Source organism: Arthrobacter sp. SO5 (genome assembly GCF_020532805.1).
In the GTDB taxonomy this organism is placed as follows: Bacteria; Actinomycetota; Actinomycetes; order Actinomycetales; family Micrococcaceae; genus Arthrobacter.
Map to the genome: position 1 here is coordinate 44,190 of NZ_MQTQ01000003.1, position 15,253 is coordinate 59,442.

Annotated in this window: 15 protein-coding genes; 13 read left to right on the plus strand and 2 right to left on the minus strand. The window is 67.0% G+C overall.

Annotated features, from left to right (window positions below; genetic code table 11):
• Positions 1–161 precede the first annotated feature (161 nt).
• The 7 genes from paaA (at position 162) to galU (ending at position 6,061) form a co-directional block, all read left to right on the plus strand.
• Positions 162–1,193 (plus strand): 1,2-phenylacetyl-CoA epoxidase subunit PaaA, encoded by a 1,032-nt coding sequence (gene paaA / locus BJG92_RS00655; protein WP_232082087.1) that lies wholly within the window; start codon positions 162–164, stop codon positions 1,191–1,193.
• Positions 1,190–1,495, plus strand: coding sequence for a 1,2-phenylacetyl-CoA epoxidase subunit PaaB (gene paaB, locus BJG92_RS00660; RefSeq protein WP_091251167.1), 306 nt, complete (start codon positions 1,190–1,192; stop codon positions 1,493–1,495). The genes paaA and paaB overlap by 4 nt, the downstream gene beginning before the upstream one ends.
• The gene (gene paaC / locus BJG92_RS00665; RefSeq protein WP_232082088.1) at positions 1,492–2,421 is read left to right on the plus strand and encodes a 1,2-phenylacetyl-CoA epoxidase subunit PaaC; all 930 of its coding nucleotides are present in this window, start codon (positions 1,492–1,494) and stop codon (positions 2,419–2,421) included. Before paaB ends, paaC begins: the two co-directional genes overlap by 4 nt.
• An 11-nt stretch (positions 2,422–2,432) precedes the next feature.
• Positions 2,433–3,014, plus strand: coding sequence for a 1,2-phenylacetyl-CoA epoxidase subunit PaaD (gene paaD, locus BJG92_RS00670; protein WP_232082132.1), 582 nt, complete (start codon positions 2,433–2,435; stop codon positions 3,012–3,014).
• Positions 3,015–3,028: 14 nt separating this feature from the next.
• Positions 3,029–4,249 (plus strand): 1,2-phenylacetyl-CoA epoxidase subunit PaaE, encoded by a 1,221-nt coding sequence (paaE, locus tag BJG92_RS00675; RefSeq protein WP_232082089.1) that lies wholly within the window; start codon positions 3,029–3,031, stop codon positions 4,247–4,249.
• Positions 4,250–4,293: 44 nt separating this feature from the next.
• Positions 4,294–5,073: an enoyl-CoA hydratase/isomerase family protein gene (locus BJG92_RS00680; protein ID WP_232082090.1), complete on the plus strand. Its 780-nt coding sequence runs from the start codon at positions 4,294–4,296 to the stop codon at positions 5,071–5,073.
• A 97-nt stretch (positions 5,074–5,170) separates the two neighbouring features.
• Positions 5,171–6,061 (plus strand): UTP--glucose-1-phosphate uridylyltransferase GalU, encoded by an 891-nt coding sequence (gene galU / locus BJG92_RS00685; RefSeq protein WP_232082091.1) that lies wholly within the window; start codon positions 5,171–5,173, stop codon positions 6,059–6,061.
• A 21-nt stretch (positions 6,062–6,082) separates the two neighbouring features.
• Here galU and BJG92_RS00690 read toward each other — a convergent pair whose 3' ends face one another.
• Positions 6,083–7,189: an acyltransferase family protein gene (locus tag BJG92_RS00690; RefSeq protein ID WP_232082092.1), complete on the minus strand. Its 1,107-nt coding sequence runs from the start codon at positions 7,187–7,189 to the stop codon at positions 6,083–6,085.
• Between the two features lie 215 nt (positions 7,190–7,404).
• Positions 7,405–7,869, minus strand: a complete 465-nt coding sequence (locus BJG92_RS00695; protein ID WP_232082093.1) for an Lrp/AsnC family transcriptional regulator — start codon at positions 7,867–7,869, stop codon at positions 7,405–7,407.
• A gap of 159 nt (positions 7,870–8,028) precedes the next feature.
• Here BJG92_RS00695 and pdhA point away from each other — a divergent pair, with 159 nt between their 5' ends.
• The 6 genes from pdhA to BJG92_RS00725 all read left to right on the plus strand — a co-directional run bounded on the left by pdhA (position 8,029) and on the right by BJG92_RS00725 (position 15,234).
• Positions 8,029–9,264 carry a pyruvate dehydrogenase (acetyl-transferring) E1 component subunit alpha gene (gene pdhA / locus BJG92_RS00700; RefSeq protein WP_232082094.1) on the plus strand — a complete coding sequence of 412 codons (1,236 nt, stop codon included), beginning with the start codon at positions 8,029–8,031 and terminating at the stop codon, positions 9,262–9,264.
• Positions 9,261–10,385, plus strand: a complete 1,125-nt coding sequence (locus BJG92_RS00705; RefSeq protein ID WP_232082095.1) for an alpha-ketoacid dehydrogenase subunit beta — start codon at positions 9,261–9,263, stop codon at positions 10,383–10,385. The genes pdhA and BJG92_RS00705 overlap by 4 nt, the downstream gene beginning before the upstream one ends.
• A gap of 2 nt (positions 10,386–10,387) precedes the next feature.
• On the plus strand, positions 10,388–11,941 hold the full coding sequence (locus BJG92_RS00710) for a dihydrolipoamide acetyltransferase family protein (RefSeq protein WP_232082096.1): 1,554 nt from the start codon (positions 10,388–10,390) through the stop codon (positions 11,939–11,941).
• 136 nt (positions 11,942–12,077) lie between these two features.
• Positions 12,078–12,893 (plus strand): MBL fold metallo-hydrolase, encoded by an 816-nt coding sequence (locus tag BJG92_RS00715; protein WP_232082097.1) that lies wholly within the window; start codon positions 12,078–12,080, stop codon positions 12,891–12,893.
• A gap of 242 nt (positions 12,894–13,135) precedes the next feature.
• Positions 13,136–14,497: a MinD/ParA family protein gene (locus BJG92_RS00720; protein ID WP_374199746.1), complete on the plus strand. Its 1,362-nt coding sequence runs from the start codon at positions 13,136–13,138 to the stop codon at positions 14,495–14,497.
• A 2-nt stretch (positions 14,498–14,499) separates the two neighbouring features.
• Positions 14,500–15,234, plus strand: a complete 735-nt coding sequence (locus BJG92_RS00725; protein ID WP_232082099.1) for a GAF and ANTAR domain-containing protein — start codon at positions 14,500–14,502, stop codon at positions 15,232–15,234.
• The last annotated feature ends 19 nt before the right edge of the window (positions 15,235–15,253 follow it).

Genomic DNA, 15,253 nt, shown 5'->3' on the forward strand with positions numbered 1-15,253 from the left:
CTGCAGTCGGCGGCATGAAGCAGACCATACCACCATGGGGCCGACAACTCTTAGGCTTTTCCCCGGAGCTTTCGTGCCCCGGTGCTTGACGCATCTCGAACCTTCCGCATATCCTGAACGAACGGTCGGTAATTATTTATCGGAAATGCATAGGAGCAACCATGGCATCGCAGACCCTGCAGTCAGTGCCCGGAGAGCCAACGGCGGCGCAGCACGAACTGAGCCTCGAAGAGTTGGCCCGGCGTGAGGCTGACGGCCAGGCCTACTTCGACAAAGTCATGGCGGATGATTCGCGGATCGAGCCGCGGGACTGGATGCCCCCGGCGTACCGCAAGACGCTGCTGCGGCAGATCTCGCAGCACGCACATTCGGAGATCATCGGCATGCAGCCGGAAGCCAACTGGATCTCCCGCGCCCCCAGCCTCAAGCGCAAGGCCATCCTCATGGCCAAGGTCCAGGACGAGGCCGGCCACGGCCTGTACCTGTACTCCGCCGCCGAAACCCTCGGCCAGCCGCGGGATGCGATGATGCAGGACCTGATGGATGGCAAGGCCAAGTACTCCTCCATCTTCAATTACCCCGCCCGCACCTGGGCGGACATGGGCGCCATTGGCTGGATGGTCGACGGCGCCGCTATCGCCAACCAGGTGCCGCTCTGCCGCGCCTCCTTTGGCCCCTACGGCCGCGCCATGGTCCGCGTGTGCAAGGAAGAGTCCTTCCACCAGCGCCAGGGCTTCGAGATCCTGCTGGAACTCTCCCACGGCACCCCGGAGCAGAAGCAGATGGCCCAGGAAGCGGTCAACCGCTGGTACGCCCCGGCCCTGATGATGTTCGGCCCGCCGGATGACGATTCACCCAACTCCAAGCAGTCCATGGCCTGGAACATCAAGCGCTTCAGCAACGACGAGCTCCGCAACCGCTTCGTCGGCATGATGATGGAGCAGGTCAGGGTCCTGGAGCTTACCCTCCCGGACAAGGACATCCGTTTCAACGAAGAAACCAAGAAGTGGGAGCACGGTCCGCTGGACTGGGCCGAATTCCACGAGGTCCTGGCCGGCCGCGGCCCCTGCAACGCCCAGCGCCTGGAACGGCGCCGCGAAGCACATGACGACGGCACCTGGGTGCGCGAAGCCGCCGCACAGTACGCGGCGAAGCAGGCCAAGAAGCAAGCAGAGAAGGAAGTCGCAGCATGACAACCCCCGAACCGCACGCAGGCAACGTCTGGCCCATCTGGGAAGTGTTCGTCCGCTCCAGCCGCGGCCTTTCCCATGTCCACGCCGGCTCCCTGCACGCGCCGGACGCCGCCATGGCCCTGCGCAACGCCCGCGACCTCTACACCCGCCGCAACGAGGGCGTGTCCATCTGGGTTGTTCCGGCGGACGCCATCGCCTCGAGCGATCCTGACGCGAAGGGCGCGTTCTTCGAGTCGCCGCAGGGCAAGGACTACCGGCACGCGACGTATTACACCAAGAGCGAGGGCGTGAAGCACCTGTGAGCACCTCTCCTGAAACCGCCGTGCCCGCCGAAGAAACAGCCGGCCACGGGGACATCTCCGTCGGCGTCAAGGGCTCCGCGAACAGCGGCGAGGCCACGGCAAGCGCCACCCGCATCACGCCCGGCAACGCCCTCCGTCCGGAGGACATCGCCCTGGCCGTGAGCCGCGGCACCGCCAAGCCGGGCGAGGACGTGGCCGAGTTCGCCCTGCGCTTGGGCGATGACGCCCTGGTCCTGGCGCAGCGCCTGGGTCACTGGATTTCCCGCGCGCCGGAGCTCGAGGAAGACATCGCCCTCGGCAACATCGCCCTGGACCAGCTGGGCCACGCCCGGTCCTTCCTCAGCTACGCCGGCGGATTCGACGGCCGGAGCGAGGATGACCTCGCCTACTTCCGGCGCGAGCCGGAGTTCCGTTCCGTCGAGATCTTCGAACTCCCCAATGGCGACTTTGCCGTCACCATCGCCCGCCAGTTCGTCGTCAGCTACTACCAGTTCGAGCTCTACCGCCGGCTGGCGCAGTCCACCGACGCCACCCTGGCCGGCATCGCCGCCAAGGCCGTCAAGGAAGTGGATTACCACCGCGACCACAGCGCGCAGTGGGTGCTGCGCCTGGCCCAGGGCACGGACGAGTCCCGCGAGAAGATGATCCACGGTTTCAAGGTCATCTGGCCCTACGTCGATGAGCTGTTCCGCGACGACGAGCTCACCGGACGCCTCAGCGGGTCCGGTGCCGCCGTCGAGCCCTCCAGCCTGCGCGCCGACTTCGACCGGCTCACCGGCGAGGTCCTCGCCGAAGCGGAACTTGAGGTCCCGAGGGTCCAGCCGGCCCCCGGCGGCGGACGCAAGGGTCTGCATTCCGAGCACTTGGGCTACCTCCTCGCCGAAATGCAGGTGCTCGCCCGCGAGTACCCCGGAGCGAGCTGGTAGCCACCATGGACATGTATGTCAGCCACCCGACGGCCGCCGAGGGCCGCCCTGCGGCGGTGAAGGCTCCCGAGCAGAAGGCCTGGGACCTCGCCGCCACGGTCTGCGATCCGGAAATCCCGGTGCTCACGATCGAGGATCTGGGGATCCTGCGCAACGTCCAGGTGACGAAGGAACCGAACGCAGCCGACGGCGGTATGGTGCCGACAGTTCATATCACCATCACCCCGACGTACTCGGGCTGTCCCGCGATGGACGCCATCCGCGACGACCTCAAGGCGGCCTTTAAACGCGAGGGCTACCCGAGCGTAAGCGTTGACATGGTCCTCTCCCCGGCGTGGACCACGGACTGGATGAGCGAGGCCGGCAAAGCCAAGCTGCAGGAATACGGCATCGCCCCGCCCAGCGGCCACACTGCCGTCGATGGAAAAGCCGTCCGGCATGCCGGGCCGGTGCGCTTGTCCCTCGCCGTCAAGTGCCCGCAGTGTTCATCGTTGAACACCAAGGAACTCACCCGCTTCGGCTCTACTTCCTGCAAAGCGCTGTACGTCTGCCAGGACTGCAAGGAACCGTTCGACTACTTCAAAGTTTTGTAAGGAACAGGTGCACCATGACTGTTGTCCGCCAGACCGCCGCTGAAACGGCGGCAGCCACCGGCCGGCGTCGCGCGTCCTTCCACACCCTGACGGTGGATGAGGTCCGCCGGCTCACCGATGACGCGATCGAGGTGACGTTCGGCGTGCCGGCTGAGCTCGCCGGGCAGTTCGATTACCTTCCCGGCCAGTACGTCGCGCTGCGCACCACGCTCCCGGATGAGTCCGGCGAGCCGAAGGAAATCCGGCGCAGCTACTCGATCTGCGCCGAGCCGCGCAGCTTCGCGGACGGCAGCAGCGAGGTCCGCGTTGCCATCAAGAAGGACCTTGGCGGGCTGTTCTCGACCTGGGCCAACGCCGAGCTCAAGGCCGGGGACGTCCTGGACGTCATGAGCCCGATGGGAGCGTTCGTCTCCAAGCACGGCCGCGACGGCAAAGAGCAAAACCTCATGACTTCCATGAACGATCCGCAGGCCCTTGCGGGGGAGCCGGGCTCCTTCGTGGCGATCGCCGCCGGATCCGGCATCACCCCGGTGATCGCCATTGCCCGCACCCTGCTCGCCGCGCATCCGGAGACCCGCTTCGACCTGGTCTACGCCAACAAGGCAGCGATGGATGTCATGTTCCTCGAGGAACTCGCGGACCTCAAAGACAAGTACCCGGCCCGGCTAGCGCTGCACCACGTGCTCTCGCGCGAACAGCGGATCGCGCCGCTGCTCAGCGGCCGGATCGACGGCGAGAAGCTGCAGGCGCTGCTCGGCACCGCCATCCACGCCGACGACGTCGACGAATGGTTCCTTTGCGGGCCGTTCGAGCTCGTGCAGTTGTGCCGCGATACCCTGGCCGCGCGCGGCGTCAAGCCCGAGCACGTTCGCTTCGAGCTGTTCACCTCGGGCAAGCCGGACCGTCCCGAGGGCAACATCGGCCGGCCTGTGATCGCGGACGAGTCGAAGGACACGTACAAGATCACCTTCAAGCTCGACGGCCTCCAGGGCGAGGTTGCCAGCCCCACCCACGCCCGCGAATCGATCCTCAACGCGGCCCTGCGGGTTCGTCCCGATGTGCCCTTCGCCTGTGCCGGCGGCGTCTGCGGCACGTGCCGTGCCAAAGTTGTCACCGGCGCCGTCACCATGGACGAGAACTACGCGCTGGAGCAGGATGAACTGGACAAGGGCTACGTGCTGACCTGCCAGTCCCACCCCACGACGCCGGAAGTCACCGTCGACTTCGACGTGTAGCCCGTGCCCCGATCCCGCGATTCCGCCCCGACCCCAGGAGCCCCATGATTTCCCTCAGCATCGCCGGCGACATCGCCGAGATCGCCCTTGACGCCCCGTACAAGCTCAACGCGCTGGACGAGCAGGCCCTGAAGGATTTGGCACAGGCGTACGACGACGCCGCCGACGCCGCCGCGCGCGGCGAGGTACGGGCGCTGCTGCTCCGCGGGGAGGGGCGCGCCTTCTGCGCCGGCCGGGACATCGCCGGGGTCACACCGGAAAGCGACGACGCGCTCGCGTACCTGGGCGGGCTGGTCCAGCCGCTGCTCAAGAAAATGAGCGCCTTCCCGGCGCCGACTTTCGCGGCGGCCCAGGGCGCCTGCCTCGGGGTGGGGCTCGGCCTGCTGCTGGCCACCGACGTCGTCTACGTGGCGGAGAACGCCAAATTCGGCTCCCCGTTCGCCAAGCTCGGCGCCACCCTGGATTCAGGCGGGCACTGGTACTTCACCGAACGGCTCGGGATGCACCGGACCCTGGACCTGATCTACACCGCGGAGCTCATGAGCGGCGCCGAGGCCGTGGCCCGGGGGCTCTTCAGCCGGGCCATGCCGGCGGCCGGGCTGCTGGAGGCCACCAGGGCGATCGTTGCCAACGTGGCCACCGGCGCCACCGGGGCGTTCAACGCCAGCAAGGAACTCGTCGCCCATATCCGGGACCACCGCCTGGGCCTGTGGGAAGCAATGGAAGAGGAAAACGCCGAGCAGGCACGCCTGTGCAAAAGCGAGGATTACACCGAAGGATTCCGCGCGTTCCAGGAGAAGCGCACGCCGGTTTTCAAGGGCTGAGGGCGCCGCCGAGCGGGCACCTGAGACCGAGTTGTCCGGGTACTCGACTTTTGGGAAAGCCATTCTCATTTCGAATGGGCACTTGTAGGGTTCGGATATGACTTTGGGGAAACCAGTAACTAAGGCTGTCATTCCTGCGGCCGGGCTGGGAACACGGTTCCTGCCAGCCACCAAGGCGATGCCCAAGGAAATGCTCCCGGTAGTGGACCGGCCAGCCATCCAGTACGTCGTGGAAGAAGCCGTCAGGGCCGGCCTGACCGATCTACTGATGATCACCGGACGCCAGAAGCGGGCGTTGGAGGACCACTTCGACCGTGAACCGCATCTGGAGCGCACCCTGGAGCTCAAGGGCGATCTGGATCGCCTGGACGCAGTCCGTCACGCTTCCAGACTTGGTCCGCTCCACTACGTCCGGCAGGGCGATCCTAAGGGCCTTGGGCATGCGGTGCTATGCGCCCGCCAGCACGTTGGCGACGAACCCTTCGCCGTCCTGCTGGGGGATGACCTCATTGACGAACGCGACGAGCTCCTGAGCACCATGATCGAAGTACAGGCCAGGACCGGCGGCTCGGTGATCGCCCTGATCGAGGTGGATCCCACTGAAATCAGCGCCTACGGCTGTGCCGACGTTTCCCCCGTCGAGGGTCAGGACCACGTGCGGGTCAACTGCCTCGTGGAAAAACCTTCTATCGCCGACGCACCCTCCAACCTGGCCGTCATCGGACGGTACGTCCTGCACCCGGCGGTCTTCGACGTGCTGGAAGAAACCCGGCCCGGCCGGGGCGGGGAGATCCAGCTCACCGATGCGCTGCAGACCCTCGCCTCCTCCGATTGTGAGGGCGGCGGTGTCTACGGAGTGGTGTTCAAGGGCCGCCGGTACGACACCGGCGACAAGCTGAGCTACCTCAAGGCGGTCATCTCGATAGCCTCCGAACGGGTGGAGTTCGGCGAAGAGCTCAAGGCCTGGATGAAGGCCTTCGTCAGCTAAACAGTCTTCCCTGACCCGGCGTCAGCGGACCGCTTCCGGGATTTCCTTCGGGGCCTTACGGATCCGCGTTCCCACCAATGCCCCAGGTGCCTCCAGCAGCCAGTGGAACGGACCCGAGCGGATCCGCGCGCCCAGCCACACGGTGGCCACCACAATGGGCAACGTCACCAGGGGAGGGAGCAGCGCGTTGGAGAGATCCAGGTTGGCGTGCAGGATGGGCATTAATCCACTGATCTTGACCACCGCGCTGAGCAAGGAAATCAGGAAAATGTGGAAGATGTAGACGGGCAGTGTCTGGCTGCCCAGCCGCTGCAGCATGCGGGGAACGGTCCCCTCCATCCGGACCAAGCCCACAAGCTGCGCCATCGCGTAGAGCGCCAGGCAGGACAACAGCACCTTCAGCTCAATTTCCAGATCGAACATCATCATCGGCAGGCACACCATGACGTACGCGGCTCCCGCCAGCGCCAGCTTCGAGTACGACGCCGAGGCCATGGTCCGGTCCCACAGGCCGCGGCCATGCACGCCCAGGTAGAACCAGACAAAGTTGGCCGCCAGCGAGGCGAACTTGGCGTTGTCCATTGGTGCCGTCAGCAGGGTGGCCGCACTCTCGCGCAGCACCGGGGAGAGCGCGCTGAGGATCCCCAGCGGGATCAGGGCATAGACACTGTAGCGGCCCAGGACCCTGATCATCACCCAGGTCGCCAGGAAGAAGACCGGCAGGGCATAGAGATACCAGAACGACGTCGGCAGCACCAGGCTCAGGACCACCTCTCCGGCCGTCGGGGCCGGCGCTCCGTTGCGCGAGAGCGGCAACCATAACCTGATCAGGAAGAGAAACGTCCAGATGGCGTAGACGTAGTAAAGCCCGATCGTCCGTCGCTTGGAGGCGCCCAGGCCCTTGCCCAGGGCGCTGACACTCAGGAGACCGGAGATGAAGAAAAACAGCGGCATACGGAGCGGACTCAAGGCCTCGCTGAACGGCCACCAGAAGCCTTCGTAGTCATCGTTGACCTGGGTTTCCATGAAGAGCGCCGAGTGGAAGAGCACCACCAGTACCATGCAGAGGCCCTTGGAGAAATCGACCCACTGAAGTTTCACCTTGCGCGGCGCATCGTCTACTGACATGCCGATCCCCCTCAACCATGCTGCCGCTCGCGCCGCCGCCGCCGTTTGACCAGACCGGGAATCACGGTCCGCGGGCATCGGCGAGGCTGGCGGCCGGAGTGGCCCCCCTGCTTGAGCCGTTGCCGCCTTAGCGCCAGCCTAGGGGACAGGACCACCCGCGTCCACAGTAGTTGCGGGGCGGGAATCCAAGTGGTTAGGCCGCTCCATTCCAAGTGCTAGCGGGTATCCACGTCCTCAAAAACGAGGAACGTCTGGGTGTCCAGCACGCCGGGCATGGACTGCAGCTGGTCGAAGATCACCCGCCGCAGATCCACGTTGTCCACGGCGCGGACCAGCAGGATGACGTCGAAGTCCCCGCCGACCAGGGCGACGTGATGCACCTCCGGAATGGCGCGCAGCAGTTCCCGCAGCTCCCGCCAGGAATGCTGACGCACCTTGAGGGTCACATAGGCCGAGGACTTGAGGCCGGCCTTGATGGGGTCCACAAGCGCCGTGAACTTGGTCAGGACGCCCTCGCCGGTCAGGCGGGCAATGCGGGTATAGGCGTGTGCGCGGGAGATGTGGACGTTTTCCGCAACCTGGGTGACGGACATCCGGCCGTCCCGCGTCAGCTCGGCAATGATGTTCCGGTCCACATCATCCAGGGGAACCGCCGTCTGGTCCGCTTCGGTTTCTGCCATTTGTCCACGCCCCCCGCCGGTAATCCAGCTCACACTTACGTTTTGTCTTCTAGAATAGGCCAGAATTCTGGACTTCTCCAAGATTTTCGCAAGGGGTGGATACGAAACATCGTCCGGGACCATACTTGGGGTGAATAGTGGCTACAGAAGGACGGACCAATGACGATCTCCGCAGACCACACTGCGCAGGACCCGGCAACGAATGACCCGGCGTCGGGCGCGCCAACGCAGAGCCATTCGACAGAAGACGCCGCCAGCGAGGCCGTGCGTAAATTCGGCATCACGGTAGAGGACTACATGTTGCCGGCCCGCCACCAGATCCAGATAGTGGGCCCGGACGGCACCCTGAACCCCCACACCGAACAGGGCGCCCAGCCCGGCCACGAATACACGCTCCCCGGCGACGAGGACCTGGTGGCCGCCTACGAGCAGCTCGTCATCGGACGCCGCGTCAACGACCAGAACTCCGCCCTGGTCCGGCAGGGCCGGATGGCCGTCTACCCCTCCAGCCACGGCCAGGAGGCCTGCCAGGTTGCCGCCGCGCTCTGCCTGTCCCAGGGCGACTGGATGTTCCCCACCTACCGCGACTCCGTAGCCGTAATGGCCCGCGGTGTGGATCCTGTCCAGACCATGACGCTGTTCCGCGGCGACTGGCACGGCGGCTACAACCCGGCCGAGCATAAAGTCGGCATCCAGTGCACCCCGCTGACCACCCAGCTCCTGCACGGCGTCGGCGTCGCCCATGCCGCCAAGCTGCGCGGCGAGGACACCGTCGTCCTGGCCATGTGCGGCGACGGCGCCACGAGCGAAGGCGACTTCCACGAGGCCCTGAACTTCGCCGCCGTCTTTCACCTGCCCGTGGTCTTCTTCGTCCAGAACAACCAGTACGCGATCTCGGTCCCCCTGGCGCACCAGTCCGTGGCGCCATCGCTCGCCCACAAGGCTGTCGGCTACGGGATGGCCGGCGAGCGCGTGGACGGCAACGACGTCGTCGCCCTGCTCGCCGTGCTGGGACGTGCCGTTAAGCTGGCCCGCGAAGGCTCCGGGCCTCTGCTCGTGGAGGCGCACACGTACCGGATGCAGGCCCACACCAACGCCGACGACGCCACCCGCTACCGCCAGGACAGCGAGGTCGCCGAATGGGTGGCCAAGGACCCGCTGAGCCGGATGAACACCTACCTGGCGGGCCGCGGACTGCTCGACGACGGCCGCGCCGCCGCGATTGCCGAAAAAGCCGAGGCCGTGGCCGCACAGCTGCGCGACGGTCTGAGCGAGGACGTCCCCGTCGATCCGCAGGACCTCTTCAAATACGTCTTCTCCACCCCTACTGCGCAGCTGAAGGAACAGTCCGCCATGCTCGCCGACGAACTCGCCCGGGAAGAGGCCGCGAAATGAGCCCCACCATCACCACCTCGTCCGAGGCCAACGGCAACGTCAGCGCGGCCACCGCCCGTGCGGCCGCCACGGCTGCTGCCGCCGCCGAGCAGAAGGCGGCGCAGACGGGGGCGCAAACCATTACCCTGGCCAAGGCCCTGAACACCGCCATGGCCGACGCCATGCACGCGGACCCCTCAGTCCTGGTCTTCGGCGAGGATGTCGGCATGCTCGGCGGCGTCTTCCGGATTACGGACGGGCTCACCAGGACCTTTGGGAAGAGCCGCTGCTTCGACACCCCGCTCGCCGAGTCCGGCATCGTCGGCATGGCCGTCGGCATGGCGATGAACGGCATGCGCCCGGTCATCGAGATGCAGTTCGACGCCTTCGCCTACCCAGCCTTCGAGCAGATCGTCAGCCACGTGGCCAAGATGCACAACCGCACCAAGGGCGCCGTGAAACTGCCGATGGTCATCCGCGTCCCGTACGCCGGCGGCATCGGGGGAGTGGAGCACCACTGCGACTCCTCCGAGGCCTACTACGCGCACACCGCCGGGCTCAAGGTCTTCACCCCGGCCACCGTCGCCGACGGCTACCGGATGCTCCGCGAGGCTATCGATTCCGATGATCCGGTCATGTTCATGGAGCCCAAGAAGCTCTACTGGTCCAAGGACCAGGTGGACCTGGGCGCACTGCGCGCCGATCACGCCGCGAACACCGAGCGCGGCACGTCCTCCGAAGGCCGGGCCGCCGTCGCCCGCCCGGGCACTGACGCGACCCTGATCGCCTACGGGCCGTCCGTCCCGACCGCGCTCGCCGCCGCCGCGGCGGCCGCCGAGGAAGGCCGCTCGCTGGAAGTGATCGACGTCCGCTCGATCGTGCCGTTCGACGACGAAACGGTCTGCGCCTCGGTCCGCAAGACCGGCCGGGCCGTCGTCATCGCCGAGGCGCACGGCTTTGCGTCCGTCTCCTCCGAGATCGTCGCCCGGGTCCAGGAGCGCTGCTTCCACTACCTCGCCGCGCCGATCCGCCGCGTCACGGGCTTCGACGTGCCGTACCCGGCGCCCAAGCTCGAGCACTACTACCTGCCCGGCGTGGACCGCATCCTCGACGCCGTTGACGACCTCCAGTGGGAGAACTGACCATGAGCGAACCGAAAGTATTCCTCCTCCCGGACCTCGGCGAGGGCCTCACCGAAGCCGAGCTCGTCAGCTGGCTTGTTGCCGTTGGCGACGAGATCCGCGTCGACCAGCCGATCGCCGAGGTGGAGACCGCAAAGTCCATGGTGGAGGTGCCCTCTCCTTACGCCGGGACCGTGGCTGTGCTGCATGGCGAGCCCGGGCAGACGCTCGACGTCGGGAAGCCGTTGATTTCGGTTACTCCGGTTGGTGTCTCGGTTGCGGGTGGCGCCGTTGGCGCCGCCACAGGCAATGCCGCCCCCGCCCCTTCGCCGGACAGCATTCGTCCTGCGGACGATGCTGCCGGCTCCGACAGGCCCGATGCCACTCCCGGGGCGGCATTGCCTGCGCCCGCGGGGTCTGCTTCTGACTCGCCTGCCGCTGCCGCTGTTGCTGCTGAGACCTACCGCGAGGAGGAGAAGGCTGGGTCCGGGAATGTCCTGATTGGGTATGGGACTCCTGGTGGACATGGGGTTGCCCGGCGGACCCGGGCGCCTAAGCGGGGGTCGGTCCAGGTCGCTGCCGCTGAGAAGGCTGCCGATGATCTGGTGCTCCTGCGGACCCGGGTTCCCGGGAAGCTGGGGGCTGTTATTTCTCCGCTGGTCCGGCGGCTGGCGCGGGACCACGGGGTCGATTTGGGGGAGCTGCAGGGGTCCGGGGCCAGCGGACTCATTATGCGCCGCGATGTCGAGGCAGTGATTAAGCCGGCTCCGGTGGTTGAGCGTCCGGCTGCTGAAGCGGTTCAAACTTCTCCGCCAGCTCCAGTTGCGGCCACCGATGATACCGATGCCCGAACAGGGCTTGGCATTGCCGGGCGTACCCCGGTCCGGGGCGTGCGCAAGGCCGTTGCCGCGAACATGACGCGCAGCCGCTCGGAAATCCCGGAGGCGACCGTGTGGGTGGACGTGGACGCCACAGCCCTGGTGGAATTGCGTGCCGCGCTGAAGAAGACCGACCCGGACCAGACGCCGGGGCTGCTCGCTTTCATCGCCCGTTTCGTGACTGCCGGGCTGAAGAAGTTCCCGGAGCTGAACACCCGGATCGTCACCACCGAGGACACCACCGGCGGGGCGACGCAGGAGATCGTGGCCTTCGACGGCGTCAACCTCGGCTTCGCGGCGCAGACGGACCGCGGCCTCATGGTCCCCTCCGTGCGCAACGCTGACAAACTCAGCGCCCGCGAGCTGGACGCCGAGATCCGCCGGCTCACCGCCGTCGTCCGCGATGGCAAGGCGAGCCCCGCCGAACTGGGCAGCGGCACCTTCACGCTGAACAACTACGGCGTCTTCGGGGTGGATGGCTCTGCCGCGATCATCAACCACCCGGAGGCGGGGATCCTCGGCGTCGGGCGGATCATCGACAAGCCCTGGGTGGTGAACGGCGAACTGGCCGTCCGCAAGGTCACCGAGCTGACTCTCACCTTCGACCACCGCGTCTGCGACGGCGGCACCGCAGGCGGTTTCCTGCGCTTCGTGGCCGATGCGATCGAGAACCCGGGCTCCGTGCTGGCCGACCTCTGAGCCCGAGCCGAGCCTTATCTTTGGGCCTTTGAGCGCGAAGAGTCGCGGTCCAGCTCCCGGCCAGCCCAGGTGGGTAGAATCGTGGGCAGAACATCGCACCAACGACGGCGTGAAAGTGCCGGAACACGGAGATTTAATGTCACGATGGCTCGAGGTCGGCCCGGACAACTATGTCCTGACCACTCAAGGATTCCTGCTCAATACCGGCTTGGTGGTCGGTACCGAACGGGCCATGGTGATCGACACCGGCGGCGGTCCCCGGCAGGGACGCGAGATCCTGGACGCCGTGCGTGCGAAGACCCAGTTGCCGCTCGTCGTCGTCAATACCCACGCCCACTACGACCACTTCTTCGGCAACTCCGTGTTCGCCGACGACGGCGTCACCGAGTTTTGGGCCCACGAGAACTGCGCCGCGGAAATCGAGGGCCACGGAGACGAGCAGCGCCGTTTCGTGGCGTCGGCGGAGCCGGAGATGGCTGCCGGCGAAGGCGGCAACGCCGAACTCGTGGTCCCGAACGCGATCGTGAAGGACCAGCCCGTGCTGGTGGACCTCGGCGGACAGCGCGCCACGTTGTTCTATCTGGGCCGCGGCCACACCGACGGCGACCTGCTGGTCGGGACGGCCACCACCCTCTATGCGGGGGACCTGGTGGAACAGGGATCACACCCGTCCTTCGAGGACTCCTACCCCGAGGACTGGGCCAACGCCCTCCGGCACCTCTCCGCGCTGCGGCACCGCTACGAATTCCTGGTTCCCGGCCACGGGGAACCGTGCAGCGACCAGTTCGTCAAGACCATGGCCAACACCATGACCACGGCCGTGCGGCAGGCCACCCAGGCCACCCGCGAGACTCCCAGCGACGCCACCAAGGCCATCCCGATCCTGCCCTACGGCCCGGAGCAATCCCGGTGGTTCATCACACGCCTGCAGGAGACGCGGGCGCATCACTGACGCCGGGGTTTGGGCCGTCGATGAGAAGGGTACTCACGGCAGCGCCTAGACTTACTCTTTGAACGACGTCAAACAAGCGCCGCAGCGTGCCCCGCTGTGAGTCCTGGGAGAAATCAAAGATGCCCGAATCGGTGGAAGACAATTCAGCTGCCACTGCTGACAACCCAGGGCAGCCTGACATTCGCCGCCGCCGCGACCTGCGTCGAGCCGACGGAGAAAGTACTGCTGCCCGGACAGGAACCATGCCGGTCGTCAACCCTCGCACCAGCCCCTTCGACGCCGCCGACCGGCAGGTATCTGACCGTCCCGCACCGCTGCGCCGCAGCTCGTGGGCCGAGGCCGCGGAAGCAGCAGACGAGCGCTTTGCGGCCACCGGATCCACACCGGTGATCCGGCGGGTGCCGGCCGCGCCTTTGCCGCCAACCGCTCCGCCCGCGTCGGCTGCCCCGGACGCCGACCCGGCGTCGGACCCTGACGGGCAGACGTTAGGCGGGCAGGTGCTTGACGGGTCCGACGACGGCGACGACGCGGCGCCCGCGTTTGGGCGCGGACGCTCCGCGGCCCCCGCGCCGCCCTCCCGTCGTTCGGCCGTGCCCGCCGCGCCGGGGACCGCGCCCTCCGTACCGGCCCTGCCCTCCCGCTCGGCCAGCCGTGCGGCGGCTTTGGCTGCCCCGGCCCCCGACTTCATCAGCTCGCCGGGCCTCTTTGTCCGGGAGCAGAAGCCGCGGCCGCTGGGCGGCTTCCGCGGCGCCCTGTACACGATGACCGGAGGCGGGCTGAACCTGGGCCCGAGTACCCGCCAGCGCGAGGAGGACGAACTCGCCCGGCGCATCTCCCGCCAGCTCCAGGGCAGCTACAACACTGCCGTCCTCAGCCTCAAGGGCGGCATCGGCAAGACGTCGACCACGGTCGGAGTCGGGCTGACACTGGCGGAATTCCGCGGTGATCCGCCGTGCGCGATCGACGCCAACCCGGACTCCGGCGACCTCGTGGAGCGCGCCCTCGGCGAGGGCATCTACCAGCAGCAAAGTCCGCGCACCATCACGGATCTGCTCAAGAACGTCGACTCCGTCGATTCCCTCACCGCCCTGGCCCGCTACATGCACCACGCCGGCAGGCTCCACCTGATTGCCGGCGAGCAGGACCCCGAGGTCTCGGATTCGCTGACGGCCGAGGAGTACCTGCGGATCCGCAAGCTCATCTCCGGCTACTACTCGGTGGCCCTCACGGACTGCGGTACCGGCGTCACGCACAACGCCATGAGCGGCATTCTGCAGTCCGCGGACAACCTGATCATCGCGGCCGGCTACGCCGTCAGCGGCGCCAAGCGCGCCCGCAGCACCCTGCAGTGGCTGGCCGGACACGGCTACGAGGACCTGGCACGCAACGCCGTCGTCGTCATCACCGACAAGGACGAGGTGTCCTCCCGGGTGGACAAGGACGCGATCGAGGACCACCTTTCCGGCATCTGCCGGCAGCTGATCGCTGTCCCGCACGACCGCGGGGTGGCCGACGGCGATCTGGTCACCCTCGAGGTGCTCCGCCCGGAAACGCGGCGGGCCTACCGGGAGATTGCCGCCGCGATTGTGGACGGCTACGTTTAGGCATGACCAACAACGCCGGGGATGAAGCGGCCCTTCAGCTTCAGGACCTGCTCCTGGGCACGGAGAACGTCGAAGATTTCCTCGGCCGGCTCGCTTCCTTCTCAGCGGCAACGCTCACCCAGGCGGCCGGCGCCGAGATCGAGTGCGGCGTGACACTGCAGCGCCGGAAGAAAACCGCGACCGTGGCGGGGAGTAGCGCCCGGGCCGTCATCCTGGACCGCATCGAGCAAAGCCTCGGCGAAGGCCCATGCATCGATGCCCTGCGCACCAAATCCGTGGTCCTGCTGGCCGACGTCGCCACCGATCCGCGCTGGCCGGACTACCAGCTGCAGCTCGCGGCGCAGGGCTGCCGCAGCACCCTGGGCGTTCCGTTGGAGATCGGCGAGGACGCTGCCGCGGCACTGAATTTCTTCGGTTCGGACACCGGGCTCTTCACCGATGCGATCATCGCCGAGGCGGAGGGCTTCGCCGACCTCGCCGGCCGGGCCCTGCGCCTCGCCGTCCGGATCGGGACCGCCCAGTCCCGGGCCGAAGACCTGCAGGCCGCCATGGAGCACCGCACGTCCATCGATCTGGCGTGCGGCATCGTCATGGCCCAGAACCGCTGCTCCCAGAAGGACGCCATGGCCATCCTCACCCGGGTCTCCAGCAACCGGAACCAGAAACTCCGCGACGTGGCCGCGGAAATCCTGCGGAAACTCACCGGCGGAGAAGTCAGCACCCACTTCGACGCCTAAAGCCCGGATCCGGCGGTGC